The 15352-nt window shown below is 69.7% G+C and carries 16 protein-coding genes; 9 read left to right on the top strand and 7 right to left on the bottom strand.

The window, feature by feature from the left end; all coding sequences use genetic code 11:
- The first annotated feature begins 30 nt into the window (after nucleotides 1-30).
- The 5 genes from BLT99_RS11360 (at nucleotide 31) to BLT99_RS11380 (ending at nucleotide 7435) form a co-directional block, all read left to right on the top strand.
- Entirely contained in the window at nucleotides 31-1482 is a 1452-nt protein-coding gene (locus tag BLT99_RS11360; RefSeq protein WP_229724346.1) for an APC family permease, read from the top strand.
- Nucleotides 1479-3134 (top strand): amidohydrolase, encoded by a 1656-nt coding sequence (locus BLT99_RS11365; protein WP_092672410.1) that lies wholly within the window; start codon nucleotides 1479-1481, stop codon nucleotides 3132-3134. Before BLT99_RS11360 ends, BLT99_RS11365 begins: the two co-directional genes overlap by 4 nt.
- Before the next feature lie 116 nt (nucleotides 3135-3250).
- Nucleotides 3251-4996, top strand: coding sequence for an L-aspartate oxidase (locus tag BLT99_RS11370; RefSeq protein ID WP_092676180.1), 1746 nt, complete (start codon nucleotides 3251-3253; stop codon nucleotides 4994-4996).
- Nucleotides 4997-5152: 156 nt separating this feature from the next.
- Nucleotides 5153-6880 (top strand): SulP family inorganic anion transporter, encoded by a 1728-nt coding sequence (locus tag BLT99_RS11375; RefSeq protein ID WP_092672413.1) that lies wholly within the window; start codon nucleotides 5153-5155, stop codon nucleotides 6878-6880.
- Nucleotides 6881-6961: 81 nt separating this feature from the next.
- The gene (locus BLT99_RS11380) at nucleotides 6962-7435 is read left to right on the top strand and encodes a GNAT family N-acetyltransferase (RefSeq protein WP_092672416.1); all 474 of its coding nucleotides are present in this window, start codon (nucleotides 6962-6964) and stop codon (nucleotides 7433-7435) included.
- A 27-nt stretch (nucleotides 7436-7462) separates the two neighbouring features.
- On the opposite strand, the gene BLT99_RS17645 is transcribed toward BLT99_RS11380, so the two are convergent.
- From BLT99_RS17645 to BLT99_RS11400, 5 genes are all read right to left on the bottom strand, one after another.
- A complete protein-coding gene (locus BLT99_RS17645; protein ID WP_157674987.1) occupies nucleotides 7463-8293 on the bottom strand; it encodes a phosphatidate cytidylyltransferase in 831 nt (276 codons plus the stop codon).
- Nucleotides 8290-8850, bottom strand: a complete 561-nt coding sequence (locus BLT99_RS17650; RefSeq protein ID WP_157674988.1) for a CDP-alcohol phosphatidyltransferase family protein — start codon at nucleotides 8848-8850, stop codon at nucleotides 8290-8292. The genes BLT99_RS17645 and BLT99_RS17650 overlap by 4 nt, the downstream gene beginning before the upstream one ends.
- A gap of 53 nt (nucleotides 8851-8903) precedes the next feature.
- Nucleotides 8904-10199 (bottom strand): lysophospholipid acyltransferase family protein, encoded by a 1296-nt coding sequence (locus BLT99_RS11390; protein WP_092672422.1) that lies wholly within the window; start codon nucleotides 10197-10199, stop codon nucleotides 8904-8906.
- Nucleotides 10200-10269: 70 nt separating this feature from the next.
- Nucleotides 10270-10920, bottom strand: coding sequence for a Pr6Pr family membrane protein (locus BLT99_RS11395; protein WP_092672425.1), 651 nt, complete (start codon nucleotides 10918-10920; stop codon nucleotides 10270-10272).
- A 259-nt stretch (nucleotides 10921-11179) separates the two neighbouring features.
- Nucleotides 11180-11320: a tRNA-specific adenosine deaminase gene (locus tag BLT99_RS11400; protein WP_371874197.1), complete on the bottom strand. Its 141-nt coding sequence runs from the start codon at nucleotides 11318-11320 to the stop codon at nucleotides 11180-11182.
- Nucleotides 11321-11374: 54 nt separating this feature from the next.
- Between BLT99_RS11400 and BLT99_RS11405 the strand changes: the two genes are divergently transcribed.
- Nucleotides 11375-11779: a VOC family protein gene (locus BLT99_RS11405; RefSeq protein WP_092672428.1), complete on the top strand. Its 405-nt coding sequence runs from the start codon at nucleotides 11375-11377 to the stop codon at nucleotides 11777-11779.
- Nucleotides 11780-11788: 9 nt separating this feature from the next.
- A complete protein-coding gene (gene arr, locus BLT99_RS11410) occupies nucleotides 11789-12196 on the top strand; it encodes an NAD(+)--rifampin ADP-ribosyltransferase (protein ID WP_092672430.1) in 408 nt (135 codons plus the stop codon).
- Here arr and BLT99_RS11415 read toward each other — a convergent pair.
- Nucleotides 12193-13275, bottom strand: coding sequence for a sensor histidine kinase (locus BLT99_RS11415; protein ID WP_269456990.1), 1083 nt, complete (start codon nucleotides 13273-13275; stop codon nucleotides 12193-12195). The two genes, arr and BLT99_RS11415, sit on opposite strands and share 4 nt — an antisense overlap.
- Nucleotides 13276-13285: 10 nt before the next feature.
- Nucleotides 13286-13981, bottom strand: coding sequence for a response regulator transcription factor (locus BLT99_RS11420; RefSeq protein ID WP_092672436.1), 696 nt, complete (start codon nucleotides 13979-13981; stop codon nucleotides 13286-13288).
- 86 nt (nucleotides 13982-14067) lie between these two features.
- Here BLT99_RS11420 and BLT99_RS11425 point away from each other — a divergent pair, with 86 nt between their 5' ends.
- Nucleotides 14068-14712, top strand: coding sequence for a D-alanyl-D-alanine carboxypeptidase family protein (locus BLT99_RS11425; RefSeq protein WP_092672439.1), 645 nt, complete (start codon nucleotides 14068-14070; stop codon nucleotides 14710-14712).
- A 92-nt stretch (nucleotides 14713-14804) separates the two neighbouring features.
- Nucleotides 14805-15341 carry a VanZ family protein gene (locus BLT99_RS11430; RefSeq protein ID WP_229724347.1) on the top strand — a complete coding sequence of 179 codons (537 nt, stop codon included), beginning with the start codon at nucleotides 14805-14807 and terminating at the stop codon, nucleotides 15339-15341.
- The last annotated feature ends 11 nt before the right edge of the window (nucleotides 15342-15352 follow it).

Below are 15352 nucleotides of genomic sequence, written 5' to 3' on the forward strand. Positions count from 1 at the left end.
ACGGCTCGGCATTCAACGAAGGAGTTGCTCGTGACGCTCGATTCCACCTTGCTCGACGACGCACCGAAGACCGGAACGCTCAAGACGGCGGCACTCGGCACGTGGGGCGTCGTGTTCCTCGTGGTGTCGGCGGCGGCGCCGCTGAGCGTACTTGCCGGCATCGGTCCGCTCGCCGTGCTCATCGGCGGCGTCTCGGCGCCACTCGTCTACGCCATCGCGGGCGTGGTGCTCGCGATCTTCTCCATCGGCTTCCTCTTCACGGCCCGAAACCTCAAGCCCATGGGCGGCTTCTACACGTACATCGCGGTGGGGCTGGGCAAGGTGGTGGGCCTCGGCGCGGGCTTCCTCGCCTGGGCGTCGTACAACCTGCTGCAGATCGGCCTGTGGGGCCTCTTCGGCGTGATGGCCGAGGGCATGCTCGCGCAGGTCTTCGGCATCCAACTGCCCTGGTGGGTGCTCGCGGTGGTCGGCGCGGTCCTGGTCTTCGCGCTCGCGGCCGCCGGCGTCGACGTCGGGGCCCGCGTGCTCGGAGTGCTGCTCGTGCTCGAGACGGCGCTGCTCGTCGTGCTCGCCGCGTCCATCCTGAGCCAGCGCGCCGGCGACCTCGGCTTCGGGACGTTCGCGCCCGAGAACGTCTTCACGCCGAGCATGTTCGCCGTCCTGGGCTTCGGATTCGCGGCGTTCATGGGGTTCGAGTCGACCGTGCTGTACCGCAACGAAACGCGCGACCCGGTTCGCTCCATCCCGCGAGCGACGTACATCGCGGTGGCGTTCCTCGCCATCTTCTACACGGGCACGCTCTGGCTCGTCATCCAGGCCTTCGGCGACGCGGCGGTGCAGGGCGTGATCGCCGAGGATCCCGCCGCATTCTTCTTCACCGCCATGGGGCAGTACGTGGGCGAGTGGGGCGTCGCGGCCATGTTCATCCTGATCGTGTCGAGCATCTTCGCCGGACAGCTGGCCTTCCACAACGCCATCAACCGCTACAGCTTCGCGCTCTCCCGCGACGGCATCCTGCCGGCCTTCTTCAGCCGCACGAACAGCACCGGCGCCCCGTGGCAGGCGGGCCTCCTGCAGACGGTCGTCGCGATCGCGGTCGTGCTCGCCTTCGGCATCGCGGGCCTCGATCCGCTCACGCAGCTCGTGATCCTCGTCAACTCGCCGGGCGTGTACGGCATCATCACGCTCCAGCTGCTCGCCTCGATCGCCGTGCTCGTCTTCATCCTCCGCAACCGGCAGCTCGAACGGAAGTGGTACGTGCTGCCGGCGGCCGTCTTCTCGATCGTGGCGATGACCGTGCTCCTGGCGATCCTGGTCTCGACGATCGACTACCTCACTGCGGCCGGGCCGGCCATCAACGCGGTGATCCTCGCCGTGGTCCCCATCGTGCTCGTCGCGGGCATCGTCTACGCGCTCGTGCTGCGCTCGACACGGCCCGACCGGTTCGCCCTGATCGGCGGCCAGGAGGCCGAGCAGGCATGACCACCACGCACTTCGCCGAGACCGTCGTCCTCGGCAGCCGCGTCATCACGATGGCCGAGCCGGATGTCGCGCCCGACGCGGCCACGGGCATCGCCGTGGCCGGCGGCCGAGTCGTCGCCATCGGCGACGCGGACTCGCTCGAGGCATGCATCGGGCCCGGCACGACGGTGATCGACCTGCCGGATGCCACCATCCTGCCCGGCTTCGTCGACAGCCACATCCACCCGGTGTTCGGTCTCGCGCTCACGCGCGGCGCAGACCTCAGCGGGTGCCGCGACCTCGCCGAGATCCAGCGCAGGCTCCGAGCCGAGGTCGCCGACCTCGACGACGACGACTGGCTCCTCGGCTGGGGCCTCGACCCGAACGCCTTCGAGGGCACCGAGGTCACCAACCGGATCCTCGACGAGATCGCGCCGGGGCGGCCGGCCTTCATCCGGCTCTTCGACGCGCACGCCGCGCTCGCCTCGTCGCGGGCGCTCGAGATCGCCGGATGCCGCGGCGACGAGCAGTTCACCGACGGCTCACGCGTCGTGACCGACGACCGGGGCCGGCCCACCGGCTACCTCCTCGAGCTGCAGGCGATGGCGATCGTGGAACCGTTCGTCCCCGAGTTCAGCTTCGAGGAGCGTGTCGACGGCCTCTACGACGTGCTGCTCCACATGGCCCGCGCGGGCTTCACGGGCGGACAGGTGCAGGACCTCGCACCCGGCACGATCGAGCTCCTGCGCGCCATCGAGCAGACCCGCGACCTGCCCATCCGACTCCGGATGTCGCCGTGGTTCGAGCCCGGAACCGCCGTCGGGGAGGTCGACCGGCTGGCGGAGCTGCAGGGCACGGCCGGACGTCGCTGGATCGTGGGCGGCGTCAAGCTCATGATCGACGGAACGGTCGACAACGGCACGGCTTGGCTGCACGAGCCCGATTGCCTCGGCGAGTCGACGAAGTCGCTCTGGCTCGACCCCGAGCAGTACCGTGCCGCACTGACCGAGCTCGATCGTCGCGGCATCCCGACCACCACGCACGCCATCGGTGATGCGGGGATCGACTTCGTGGTGCGCGCCATCGCCGGCTTGCCGCACCGCAACGCCACCCACCGCGTCGAGCACATCGAGACCATGACGGATGCCGCGCTGGAGCTGTTCGCATCATCCGGCATCACCGCCAGCATGCAGCCGACGCACTGCACGCTCTTCACGAAGGCCGACGGGAGCGACAACTGGTCGACTCGCCTCGGCGAGGAGCGCGCCGGCCGCGGCTTCCGCATGGGCGACCTCGTCCGTGCCGGCGTTCCGCTGGCGCTCGGCTCGGACTGGCCGGTCGCGCCGAGCGATGCAGTCGGCATCCTCGCCGACGCCCGGTTGCGGCGCCCGCACGACGATCCCGACGCCACGCCCGTGACGCCCGACCAGGCGCTCAGCGCGTCGGATGCGCTGCGTGGGTTCACGACCCGCCCGTTCACCACGATCGGGCAGCAGGGCGGGGTGCTCGAGGTGGGCTCCGTCGCCGACGTCACGGTGCTCGACCGCGACCCGCTGACGGCGGACGCCGAGGAGCTCGGGCGGGCCACGGTGCTCCTCACGCTCGTCGACGGGCGGATCGTGGCGGGTGACGCCTCCGAGGCACGGGCGATGGCCGAATCGACACGTCGCTAGTCGGAAGCAGCGCGCCCACACGGTGAACTTCCTCGTCGTTCCGATAGTCAATTCGTATGGTCAACAGTCGAATGATGCATTGGACTCATGTCTCGCTCGAACCTACCGTGGTTCGCATGAGTACCTCAGGCACCGCTTCCGAGCGTCAGCTCGCCACGACCGTGCTCGTGATCGGCACCGGCGGATCGGGCCTGCGCGCCGCCATCGAGCTCGCCGAGGCGGGCGTCGACGTGCTCGCCCTCGGCAAGCGACCCAAGTCCGACGCACACACCTCGCTCGCGGCCGGCGGCATCAACGCCGCGCTCGCCACGATGGACCCCGACGACAGCTGGCAGCAGCACGCCGCCGACACGCTGAAGGAGAGCTACCTCCTCGCGAACCCGCACACGGTCGAGATCGTCACGTCGGGGGCGGCCCGCGGCATCCAGGACCTCGAGCGCTACGGCATGCCGTTCGCGCGCGAAGACGACGGCCGGATCTCGCAGCGCTTCTTCGGCGCCCACACCTACCGCCGCACCGCGTTCGCGGGCGACTACACCGGCCTCGAGATCCAGCGCACGCTCGTCAACCGGGCCGCGCAGCTCGGCGTGCCCATCCTCGACACGGTCTACGTGACGCGCATCCTCGTGAACGACGACGGGGCGGTCTTCGGCGCCTACGGCTTCGACCTCGAGGACGGCACGCGCTACCTCATCCACGCCGACGCGGTGATCCTCGCCGCCGGCGGCCACAACCGCATCTGGCGCCGAACCTCGTCGCGCCGCGACGAGAACACGGGCGACTCGTGGCGCCTCGCCGTCGAGGCGGGCGGGCGCGTGCGCGACCCGGAGCTCGTGCAGTTCCATCCGTCGGGCATCATCGAGCCCGAGAGCGCGGCCGGCACCCTCATCTCCGAGGCGGCACGCGGCGAGGGCGGCATCCTCACCAACGGCCTCGGCGAGCGCTTCATGTCTCGCTATGACCCCGAGCGGATGGAGCTGTCGACCCGAGACCGCGTCGCCCTCGCGGCCTACACCGAGATCAAGGAGGGCCGCGGCACCCCCAATGGCGGTGTCTGGCTGGATGTCTCGCACCTCCCACGCGAGACGATCATGCAGCGCCTCCCCCGCGTGTACCAGACGATGCTCGAGCTCCAGATGCTCGACATCACGAAGGAACCGATCGAGATCGCGCCCACCGCGCATTACTCGATGGGCGGCGTCTGGGTGCGGCCCGAGGACCATGGAACCGACGTCCCGGGCCTCTATGCCATCGGCGAGGCATCCTCGGGGCTGCACGGCGCCAATCGGCTTGGAGGCAACTCGCTCATCGAGCTGCTCGTCTTCGGGCGCATCGTCGGTCAGGCCGCGGCGGCATACTCTACCTCGCTGCCGGCGCAGAAGCGCTCGGCCGCCGCGGTCGATGGGGCCCGCGCCGAGATCGCCGGGCTGCTGGCGTCGGATGGCTCGGAGAACGTGCGAGCCCTGCAGCGCGCCATCCGCAACACCATGACCGAGCACGCCGGAGTCGTGCGCGACGAAGCCGGCCTGCTCGCCGGCCTCGCGGAGCTCGACGCGATCGAGGCGCGCATCGCCGACATCGGCGTGCATCCCGACATTGCCGGGTACCAGGACCTCGCGCACGCGTTCGACCTCAAGTCGGCCGCGCTGGCCGCGCGGGCCACCCTCGAGGCCGCGCTCGAACGGCGCGAGACCCGCGGATGCCACAACCGCAGCGACTACCCGTCGATCGACGAGTCGCTGCAAGTGAACCTGGTGTGGTCGCCGTCGACGGGCGTGACCCGCGAGGAGATCCCGCCGATCCCCGACGAGATCGCGGCGCTCATGCGCGAGGTGTCGACGGTCGGCAAGCTCGTCGAGTGACGCCGAGGCGGGCCTACGGTCCCTAGTGGCTTCGGAACGTCGGTGTCACAATGTCGTCCGCCTCGACCGTCCTGAGGGGACGCGTGCCCGCGTCTCCCGAATGCGGCCGAGAGCCGGAAGGGCAGGACCGCCCATGTCGAGAACGCGTGACGCGCGATGAGCCGGCGCCGCGTGCTCACCGGACTCCTTCCGATTCTGGACTGGGCCCGCTCGTACGACCGGCGCTGGCTCCGCGGCGACCTGATCGCGGGCGTCACGGTCGCAGCGCTGATCGTGCCGAAGAACCTGGGGTATGCGGGCATCGCGGGCATCCCGCTGCAGAACGGCCTGTACGCCGCAGCTGCGGGCGCGATCCTGTACGGGATCTTCGGTACCAGCCGCCAAATCTCGATGGGGCCGAGCTCGGCGTTGGCCGCGGTGGCCGCCAGCGCGGTACTGGTCTCCGGCCTGACCGATCAGGCGGATGTCGCCTCGTTCGTCGCGGGCATCACGCTGGCGTCCGGGGTGCTCTTCCTGATTCTCTTCCTGCTTCGGATGGGCTGGATCGCGCAGTTCCTCTCGCGGGCGGTCGTCACGGGGTTCCTGTTCGGGGCGGCGATCGACGTGGTCATCTCCGAGCTGCCGAAGCTCACCGGCACCGAGGCGAGCGGCGCCAACTCGTTCCAGGAGTTGTGGTCGTGGTTCGGGAGCCTGGACGACACGCACGGGGCGACCCTCATCGTCGGCGTCGTGTCGCTGGTCGTCGTCTTCGGGGTGAGGGTCGTCGCGCCGCGGGTGCCCGGCGCGCTGGTCCTCGTGGTGGGTGGATTGATCGCCTCGTGGCTCCTGGCTCTCGGCGATCGCGGCGTGGCGCTCGTCGGCGAGGTGCCCCGCGGGCTGCCGGCCTTCGCCGTCCCCGATCTCGGCCTGATGTGGGAGAACGCGTCCACCGTGGCGATCGCCGCGGTCGCGCTGGTGCTCATCGGCTTCTCGCAGACCGCCGGCGACGCGAGGACGTTCGCAGCGAAGCACCGCTACCAGGTCGACATCGACCAGGAGTCGGTCGCGCAGGGCATGGCGAACGTCGGGGCAGGGCTCTTCCAGGGCATGCCGGTCTCGACCAGCCTGTCGGCGAGCTCGCTCAACGACCACTCCGGCGCCCGCACCGGGCTGGCGTCGCTCACGTCGGGGGCGACCGTCCTGCTCACGCTCCTCGTGCTGGCCCCGCTGTTCTCCCTGCTGCCGAAGCCCGTCCTCGCCGCGCTCATCATCGAGGCCGTCGTGATGGGCATGATCAACATCCCCGAGATGCGGCGCTTGGCTCGGGTGCAGCCGTTCGACTTCTGGATCGCGGTCGCCGCGATCGTCGCGACCCTGGCCTTCGGCGTGCTGGCCGGGGTCATGATCGGCATCGGCCTGTCGCTCCTCTGGCTCATCGGCGTCGCGACGCACCCCAGCATCCCGACCCTCGCCCGGGAGGCCGGCACGGATGTCTTCCGCGACGTGAGCGAGTTCCCGGAAGACCGACTGACCCCCGGCGTCGTCGTCATCCGGATGGACGGAGGCCTGTTCTTCGCGACCGCCGACGCGCTCGAAGACCGGATCCGCGAGATCATCCACTCGACCCCCGAGCTCACCGGCGTCGTCCTCGACTGCGCCGGCATCAACTTCATCGACTCCCAGGGCTCCGCCAAGATGAACGACGTCGTCACCCTCGCTGAGGACTCCGGCATCACCCTTCGGCTCGCCCGCCTCAAGAAGGCCGTCCGGGCCACGCTTCAACGGGACGGCGTGCTGCCGCGCGTCGGGACGGGGAACATCCACGGCAACGTCGCCCGCGCCGTGCAGGCGCAACTCGACGCGTCACCACCGGCTTCCGGCGGTTCGAGATCCGGGGAGGATTGACGCCATGCCCATCGCCGATGACCTGCGAGGTGAGCTCGACGACCTCGATTCGTAGCGGATGGCGCGGATAGGCTGGCGCCCATGTCGGACGGTTCCGTACGTCTCGCCGCTCGGCGCGCCGGTCCCGACGACGCCCAGACGGTGGCGCGACTGCTGCACGACTTCAACACCGAGTTCGAAACCCCGACGCCGGGCGTCGCAGTCTTGACCACGCGCCTGCAGTCGCTGCTCGCCGGACCCGGCACGATCGCATACCTGGCCGGTGAGCCGGCGACGGGAGTCGCGCTCGTGACGCTGCGGAGCAACGTCTGGTACGACGGACCGGTCGCGCTGCTCGACGAACTGTACGTCGCGCCGGCTGACCGAGGGCGCGGTCTCGGTTCGGCGATGATCGAACGGCTCGTCGCCGATGCCGAAGCGAGCGGCGTGTCGGCGATCGAGATCAACGTCGACGCCGTCGACGTCGACGCGCAGCGCTTCTACGAACGGCATGGCTTCAGCGGCGTCGACCCCGACACCGGGGAGCGCGCGTTCTTCTACTCGCTCGAGCTGTAAGGGTGGGCGCAGTGGCGATCCGGCTGCCTACGCGAGTGTCACTGAGAACAGCGGTGCCACCACGAGCAGCGAGTCCGCCCGGTCCAACAGCCCGCCGAACCCCGGAAGCCATGTCCCGGCATCCTTCACTCCGGCGTGGCGTTTCACCATGGAGGCGACCACATCACCGAGCGGGGCGCCGACCGCCGCTGCGAGGAGCAGCACCCAGCTGAACTCCCCGGTGACCGCCAAGACGAACGCGGCGGCAAGGGCGCCGCCCAGGAGTCCGGCGACCGTCTTGTTCGGCGACACCGCGAAAGGCCGGACTCTCACGCCGGGAAGCCGCCCGAGCGCCTTTCCGACCGCCCAGCTGGCCACGTCGGTGAGCGCGACGGTCAACACGAGCAAGGTCAGGTCCTGATGGATGATCACCAACTGCGCGGGCGCCCACACCAGCCACAGCATCCCGAACACGGCAGCAGTGGCGCGAGGAAGGGCCGACTCCGGATCACGGCTGAGCACGGGAAGGACCGCGGCGGCCAGCAACGCGAACGGCAGCCACGCGTTGATCGCGGCCGGCTGCACGGCCGCCAACACCGGCGCGCCGACTCCCGCAGCGATCAGCACCGCGAGATCAGCGGGTCGGAGACCGGCCAATCGCACGTACTCGAGGAGGCACACGACGCTGACCGCGACGGCCACGATGACCGCACCGGCGACACCGATCTTCTCCGCTGCGCCGACGATCACCCCGATGACCGCCCAGGTCAGCCACCTGCTTCGGATGGTCGAGTCGCCGAAGATCAACACCGGCACCGCCGTGGCGAGCAGCACGATGAGCCCGACGGTCGCGGGAGCGCTCAAGCTGAGCCAGGTCATGCGTCCACCAGCTGCAGGTGGCGATGGGCTGCTCGCGTCCGTGTCGCCGCAGTGACGGTGGAACCGGCGATGATCACCACCGAACCGACGCCGATCACCGCATCCGCGGGGAACCAGCTGAACGCCATCGACATGAGGAACACGGCGAGCGCGCTCTCCGTCTTCCCGAACGGTCCGCCATTGATCCGCGGCGCCCCCGCCGCGGCAGCCGCCAACGAGACGAAGGTCGGCAAGGACGCGGCGGTGATCGCGACCAGGGCCAGCACCAGAGCGGCCAGCGACCCGGTCTGCCACGCGACGATGCTGAGGGCCGCCGATGGCAGGAGGTCGGAGGCGCGGTCGCCGATCTCGTTGAGCACGAACCCGAACGGGCGGCTGACACCTCTGGCGCGAGCGACTGCGCCATCCAGGTTCGCACCGGCGAGCCTTCCGACGAGTCCGATGAGCACCAGTGGCCACCATCCGGCCAGCAGGCCGCCCGCGGCCACCGCGGCGAAGGCGACACCGGCGGCGGTGAAGGCATCGGGTGACCATCCGCGGTCGACGGCGACGGTCACGATCCTCCCGAGTTGACGGGTGAACCACGGCTTCGCCGCGTACAGCCCGCGCATCACGACCACCACCAGATGACGAGGCCGAGCCCGAGCGGGAACAACGTGAGGAAGGTGGCCTGGATGGTGCCGAGGCAGGGTTTGAGGTACCGGGACAGGAGGCCACCGGCGACCCATCCGATGACGCCGACGATGCCGATGCGAGCGAGCCTCGGGAGCATCGAGAACGCGACGTCGAAGAAATCCATGCCGAGTTGACCCGCGCTGTGGGCGTACACCTTCACGGGGATCCCGTTGAACATCTGGTTCGCGAACGCGCTCGACGGGTCGGTCCTGAGCTCGTCCACCGCGGTGTCGTGCATCCGCGCTGTGGTCAACGGGGTGGGGGTGTCGACTCCGTGGGACACCAGCCACCAGGTCGTGAGGATCCCGGCGGCGGATGCGATCGCCGTCGCTGCGATCAGCATCGGGCCACGCCAGGATCGTCCGACCGTGCAGACGAGCAGGAGGAGCGGCATCTCCGCGACCAGCGGCCAGAAGATGCCTTCGGCGAACGCCCAGGCGGTGACCAGTGCCAACCCGGCCGTGGCGAACGCCATGCGACGCACGCGGATCCAGGCGCGGCCGGGACGCTGGGAAGCGGGCGCTTCGATGAGCCTGTCGATGGCTCCGAATGCTGCGGCGGCCGCGTCATCCGCATGCCCTGTCTCGACGGTGAACGGCTCGCCCCAGCGCATCTCGACCGGCCGGCGACGGATGAGCTTGCGGTCGACCGGAAGCAGGTCGCCGGCACCGACCAAGCCCACCGGCAGGACCTTGGCACCCGATGCGGCGGCGAGTTCGAAGGCACCGCGCTTGAACCCGGCGAGTCCCGGTGCGTGGCGGCGGCTGCCCTCGGGAAACACGACGACGACGACGCCCGCTGCGACGGTCGGAGCGGCGGCGAGCAGGTCCTTCATCCCGTTGCGATCTCGCCGGATGGGCCAGATGCCGACCAGCCATCGCGCGATGAGCTTGTTGCGCCGCCTCCCGAACCAGTAGTCGGCCGCGGCGACGAATCGCACCGGCCGGGACCGACCGATGGTCGCGAGCAGGACGGCCGTGTCGGCATGGGATGCATGGTTGGCGATGACGACGAGCGGCCCGTCGGGCACCGGTGGCTTGCGGGCGAGCGGGACTGGTTCGCCACCGACGGCCGGGATGGTCGTCACCCCATCGGTGACGATCGAGAGGAGCAGGCCCCAGAGCTTCGATCGCCAGTAGGACACGAGACCCGAACGACGGACCTGGCGTGCAGTCGGCGGCGCGGGCAGGTGGAGCGAAGCGGTGCCGAGCACGGTGGTGACTCCCGTCATGAGCTGATCCGGGGCGCCGACGCTTCCCGATTCGAATCGAAAGGCGGCGGCGCCCCAGCGCACGTGGCGCTCAGACCGCGAGGCGACCGATCTGCGGAGGCGGCGGCGCGTCGTGGTGCGAGGCGTGCCGCTCACGAGCCCGGCCGATGCCGATGATGGCGACACCGAGCAGCACGAACGCGACCAGGATGCCGCCGATGTAGCTGAAGGCCGATCCGTACCCGGCAAGGTGCGGGTCGAGGAACCCGTACGGGTACCACCACGGCGCAGTGCCGTCGGGGTTGGCCACGCGCTCGCCGCGGATCATCGTGTAGATCGTCCATGCCAGCGGGTAGCTGACGATGACGAGGAGCGACGACCAGGGCAGTCCACGGCGTCGGTCGGCGAACAGCAGGTCGAACACGAAGTAGACCGGCAGGACGACGTGCAGGGTTTCGGTCGCCCACGAGTCCATGAACGCGACCCAGCCCGGGTCGGTCGCGGCGATCGCCGGTGGGTCGCCTCGCAGCAGCACGTTGAACACGATGCCGAGCAAAATCACCGGCCCGGTGACCGCGGCGATCGCCATCGCGATGACGACCGGTTCGGTCGAAGTGCCCGGATGCCGCTGCATCCATCGCGCTGCCATCGTCAATGCGACCACGGCGAGGATCGACGACACGATCGTGAACATGCTGAAGTAGTTCGCCAGCACGTCGCTGCGATCCTGTCCCTCGCGCATCGCGCGATCGATGTTGACCAGGAGTCCGGCGATGACACCCGAACTCGCGATGACTGCGGCTGCGATTCTGAGCCAAACCCAACGCATGAGAATCCCCCAATTTCACTGCGGGTTCGGGTTGGGGAAGTTGTAGTCCTCTCGCCGCGTGGCCGCTCGAAGTCTGGCAGGAAGATTGAGGAAAACTCGACGCAAGACGCCGATCCTTGTGGAATAGCTCTAACGGGTCCGCACAAGGGAGGACACGTTCTCCGGCAGCTGCCTAGAGCGGCGTAATGGCGCGCTCGATCCCGGCGGCGTCCACGAGCACGGACCCGAACGGCCCGTCGCCGGCGGCCAGCGCTTCGCGCGCGAGTTCGACGGCCCGGCCGAGGTGGACGAGGTCGGCATCGGAGATCGTCATGGTTCAAGCATGGCGCGACGGATGCGTCGACCGGTGGGTCCATAGGATGTCGTGGTGCGCCTGTTCGACCACATCGGAATCACCGTCGAGGACCTTCCGCGTTCCATCGCCCAGTTCGACCCGGTGATGCAGGCGCTCGGCTGCACGCGCCAGGACGCCGACAACGGAGTGTCGTGGTACCGCGAGGAGGACGAACTGATCCTCTTCCCGGCGCGCGAACCGGGCAGTGGGCCGCATCGGCACGGCCGGGTCGGATGGCAGCATCTCGCCTTCCCCGTCGATTCGCGCGAAGAGGTCGATCGCCTGCACGCCATCGCACTCGGCGCCGGGTGGACGGCGGTGAGCGGACCCAAGTCGTTCCCGCGGTTCAACGACCGCTACTACGCCTCGTTCGTCGAGGACGACAACGGCATCCGGCTCGAGTTCATGCACAACCCGCCGCGAGAGCCCGGTGCATAGGCTGTCGGCGTGACCCAACCGTTGGACGAGGGGCCGTTCTACCACGGCACGAAGGCCGACCTGCGGCCCGGTGATCTCCTCACGCCCGGGTTCCGCTCGAACTACCGGCCCGAGATCGTGATGAACCACATCTACTTCACCGCGACGCGCGACGGCGCCGGCCTGGCGGCGGAACTCGCGGCCGGCGACGCTCCTCCACGCGTGTACCTCGTCGAGCCGACCGGGCCGTTCGAGGACGACCCGAACGTGACCGACAAGAAGTTCCCTGGCAATCCCACTCGCTCGTACCGCAGCACCGCGCCGATCAGGGTCGTGGGTGAGGTCGCGGACTGGACGCGGCTGACCTCCGAGGCGCTGCAGGAATGGCGGGATCGGATCGCGAAGATCAACGCCGAGCGCGGCGAGATCATCAACTAAGCGGGCTTCCCCTCGGCGTCATGTGCGGCCGGCAGTCCGACCCTCGCGCTGAGCCCGCCGCCCGCGCGTGGCGCGAGCATGAGCGTGCCGTCGTGCGCCTCCGCGATGCTCTTGGCGATCGCCAGGCCGAGGCCGACGCCCGCGCCATCCGTATGGATGCGTTCGGTGCCGCGCTGGAACGGCTCGGTCAGCGTCGCGACGAGTCCCGCGCTCAGCTCGGTGCCGGTGTTCTCGACGGTGAGCACGGCCCGCGAATCGCGGACGCCGGTGTCGATCCACACCGTGCCGCCTTGGATGAGGTTGTGCACGATGGCGTTGTGCACCAGGTTCGTGGTCAGCTGCAGCAGCAGCGCTCGCGAGCCGACGGTCGGGGCGGGGTCGCCGGTGGTCTGGATGGCGACGCGCCGCCGTTCCGCGAGGGGCAGGAGGGTCTCGCCGGCCTCCTCGGCCAGTAGCGAGAGGTCGACGTCCTCGCGCGTGAAGGAGCGCTGGTCGGCACGGCTCAGGGTGAGGAGCGCCTCGGTGAGGCTGATCGCCCGGGCGTTGACGGCGTGGAGGCGCTCGATGAGCTCGGGCGTGACGCTGCCGGGGTCGTTCCGGGCGACCTCGAGCAGCGTCTGCGTGATCGCCAGCGGGGTGCGCAGCTCGTGGGAGGCGTTGGCCGCGAAGCGCTGCTGCTCGGCGACCTGCGCCTCGAGTCGCGCGAGCATCGAGTCGAAGCTGTCGGCGAGCTCACGGAACTCGTCGTCGCGGCCCTCCAGCCGGATGCGATACGAGAGCGATCCGTCCGCGGCCCGGCGCGTGGCATCCGTGATGCTCGTCAACGGAGCGAGCATCCGGCCGGCGAGGAGCCATCCGCCCAGGAGGCCGAACAGCAGCAGGAAGAACAGCACCCATGCCGCCGGCGGCGCGAACGCCCGGATGAGGTCGTCGCGGCCGGGGATGAACCCGTCGATGGTCTCGATGGCGCGCGGGGGCACATATCGGAGGAGGAACAGCCACACCACGGCGAGCAGCAGCACCCCCGCGACCATGAGGAAGCCCGCGTAGCTCAGGGTGAGCCGGAGGCGGACGCTCATGCCGGGAGCCCTATCCATGCTCGTCGCCCGCCGCCCCGCCGCTCGGCCCGGTGTCGATGCGATATCCGACGCCGGGCACCGTCGCGATCACCCAGGGTTCGCCGAGTCGCTTGCGCAGGGCCGAGACCGTGATGCGCACCGCGTTCGTGAACGGGTCGGCGTTCTCGTCCCACGCGCGCTCGAGCAGCTCCTCGGCGCTGACCACCCCGCCCTCGGCCGCGACGAGCACCTCGAGCACGGCGAACTGCTTGCGAGTCAGGGCGACGTAGCGGCCGTCGCGGTACACCTCGCGGCGGAACGGATCCAGCCGCAGGCCGGCGATCTCGCGAACCGGCGGCCGGCTGTGCGCCCGGCGACGGTCGAGTGCCCTGAGCCGCAGCACGAGCTCGCGCAGCTCGAACGGCTTCGTGAGGTAGTCGTCGGCGCCGAGCTCGAACCCCGACGCCTTGTCGTCGATCCGGTCCGCGGCGGTCAGCATGAGGATCGGCATGCCGCTGCCGGACGCCACGATCTGCCCAGCGACCTCGTCGCCGGATGGCCCGGGGATGTCGCGGTCGAGCACCGCGATGTCGTAGGCATTGGTGCCGAGCAGTTCCAGGGCGGTGTCTCCGTCGCCGGCGATGTCGGCCGCGATCGCCTCGAGTCGGAGCCCGTCGCGGATCGCCTCCGCCATGTACGGCTCGTCCTCGACGATCAGCACCCGCATGGTGTCATGCTACGAACCCCCGCATATCGCGGGCATATGCAAACCCGCATACGTGCTCGCAACACGCCCGCGCGTTGACTGGCAGCATGAATCGCAACCGACCGGCGCGGGCGTCGACGCGCGCACGTCCCAGACTGTTCGTGGTCGGCCTGGTGGTCGTCATCGCGGCGAGCATCGCTGCCTTCGTCAGCACGCTGCCCGATTCCCCGTCGGCGTCGCCGTCCTGGTCCCTCTCGGATGCCCCTGCGCAGCCCTCACGCGAGGAGAATCGACCGGGTCTCGACGAGACCGGCCGAATCGCCGACGGCGTCACGGTCTTCGATGACGAGGAGCCGGCGGTCGCCAACCTCGATCCCGAGCTGCGCCAGGCGCTTCGTCAGGCTGCAGCGCACGCGGCCGGCGCCGGCGTCGAGTTCGTCATCAACAGCGGATGGCGCTCCGCGGAATACCAGGATCAGCTCTTCCAGGAGGCCGTCTCCGAGTACGGCTCCCGCGAAGCGGCCGCCCGCTGGGTCGCCACCGCGGCGACGTCTCCGCACGTGTCGGGTGATGCGGTCGACATCGGGCAGGAGGATGCCACGGCGTGGCTGTTCGAGCACGGTGCCCAGTTCGGGCTCTGCCAGATCTACGACAACGAGCCGTGGCACTACGAGCTCCGCCCCGAGGCGATCGAGCACGGTTGCCCCGCCACGTATGCCGACCCCAGCCACGACCCGAGGATGCAGTGGTGACGGGGAGTCCAGAACTTCGGATGTCGCGGTCGACTCCCCGGGACATTCGGACGGCAGATACCTCGCCGTCGGGCGGGCACACATGGCTGGTCTTGCTGTTCGCGGTCTACCTCGTGCTGCTCGCCTGGGTCGTCCTCTGGAAGCTCGAGCTGCCCTATTTCGGCCAGGGCGGGCTGCGGCATGTCAAGCTCGTGCCGTTCGCGCCCACCGCCCAGGACGGTGCCAGCGACCCGGTCGAGGTCGTCGCCAACGTGCTCCTCTTCGTTCCCTTCGGGTTCTATCTGGGACTCCTCGCCCCGTCGTGGCGCTGGCCGAAGGTCGCGGGCGTGCTCGCCGCATCGAGCCTCGCTCTCGAGGTCGTCCAATACGCCCTGACGATCGGCAGCGCGGATGTCACCGATGTCGTCGTCAACACCGCCGGGGGCTTGGCCGGTCTCGGCCTGATCGTCCTGGCGCGCCGCAGACTGCGGCAACGCACCAGCGTCGTGGTCGCGCGCGTCTGCTCGATCGTGACCGTCGTCCTCATCCTCGCGGTCGGCGCGTTCATCGCCTCGCCCGTGCGCTACGCGCCGATGCGGGACGTCCATGTCCCCGCCGTCTCCCCGCCCTACGGTCTTGGTCCCGACTGAGGTTGCCGCCG

The sequence above is a fragment of the Agromyces flavus genome (assembly GCF_900104685.1).
GTDB classification, from domain to species: Bacteria; Actinomycetota; Actinomycetes; order Actinomycetales; family Microbacteriaceae; genus Agromyces; species Agromyces flavus.

Coding starts and splice junctions, on each gene's coding strand:
- BLT99_RS11420 (WP_092672436.1), bottom strand. CDS start 13,981: ATGCGGGTGCTGATCGTCGAGGACGAGCCGTACATGGCGGAGGCGATC.
- BLT99_RS11425 (WP_092672439.1), top strand. CDS start 14,068: ATGAATCGCAACCGACCGGCGCGGGCGTCGACGCGCGCACGTCCCAGA.
- BLT99_RS11390 (WP_092672422.1), bottom strand. CDS start 10,199: ATGACGGGAGTCACCACCGTGCTCGGCACCGCTTCGCTCCACCTGCCC.
- BLT99_RS11375 (WP_092672413.1), top strand. CDS start 5,153: ATGAGCCGGCGCCGCGTGCTCACCGGACTCCTTCCGATTCTGGACTGG.
- BLT99_RS11380 (WP_092672416.1), top strand. CDS start 6,962: ATGTCGGACGGTTCCGTACGTCTCGCCGCTCGGCGCGCCGGTCCCGAC.
- BLT99_RS17645 (WP_157674987.1), bottom strand. CDS start 8,293: ATGACCTGGCTCAGCTTGAGCGCTCCCGCGACCGTCGGGCTCATCGTG.
- BLT99_RS11395 (WP_092672425.1), bottom strand. CDS start 10,920: ATGCGCGAGGGACAGGATCGCAGCGACGTGCTGGCGAACTACTTCAGC.
- BLT99_RS11365 (WP_092672410.1), top strand. CDS start 1,479: ATGACCACCACGCACTTCGCCGAGACCGTCGTCCTCGGCAGCCGCGTC.
- BLT99_RS11370 (WP_092676180.1), top strand. CDS start 3,251: ATGAGTACCTCAGGCACCGCTTCCGAGCGTCAGCTCGCCACGACCGTG.
- BLT99_RS11400 (WP_371874197.1), bottom strand. CDS start 11,320: ATGACGATCTCCGATGCCGACCTCGTCCACCTCGGCCGGGCCGTCGAA.
- BLT99_RS11415 (WP_269456990.1), bottom strand. CDS start 13,275: ATGAGCGTCCGCCTCCGGCTCACCCTGAGCTACGCGGGCTTCCTCATG.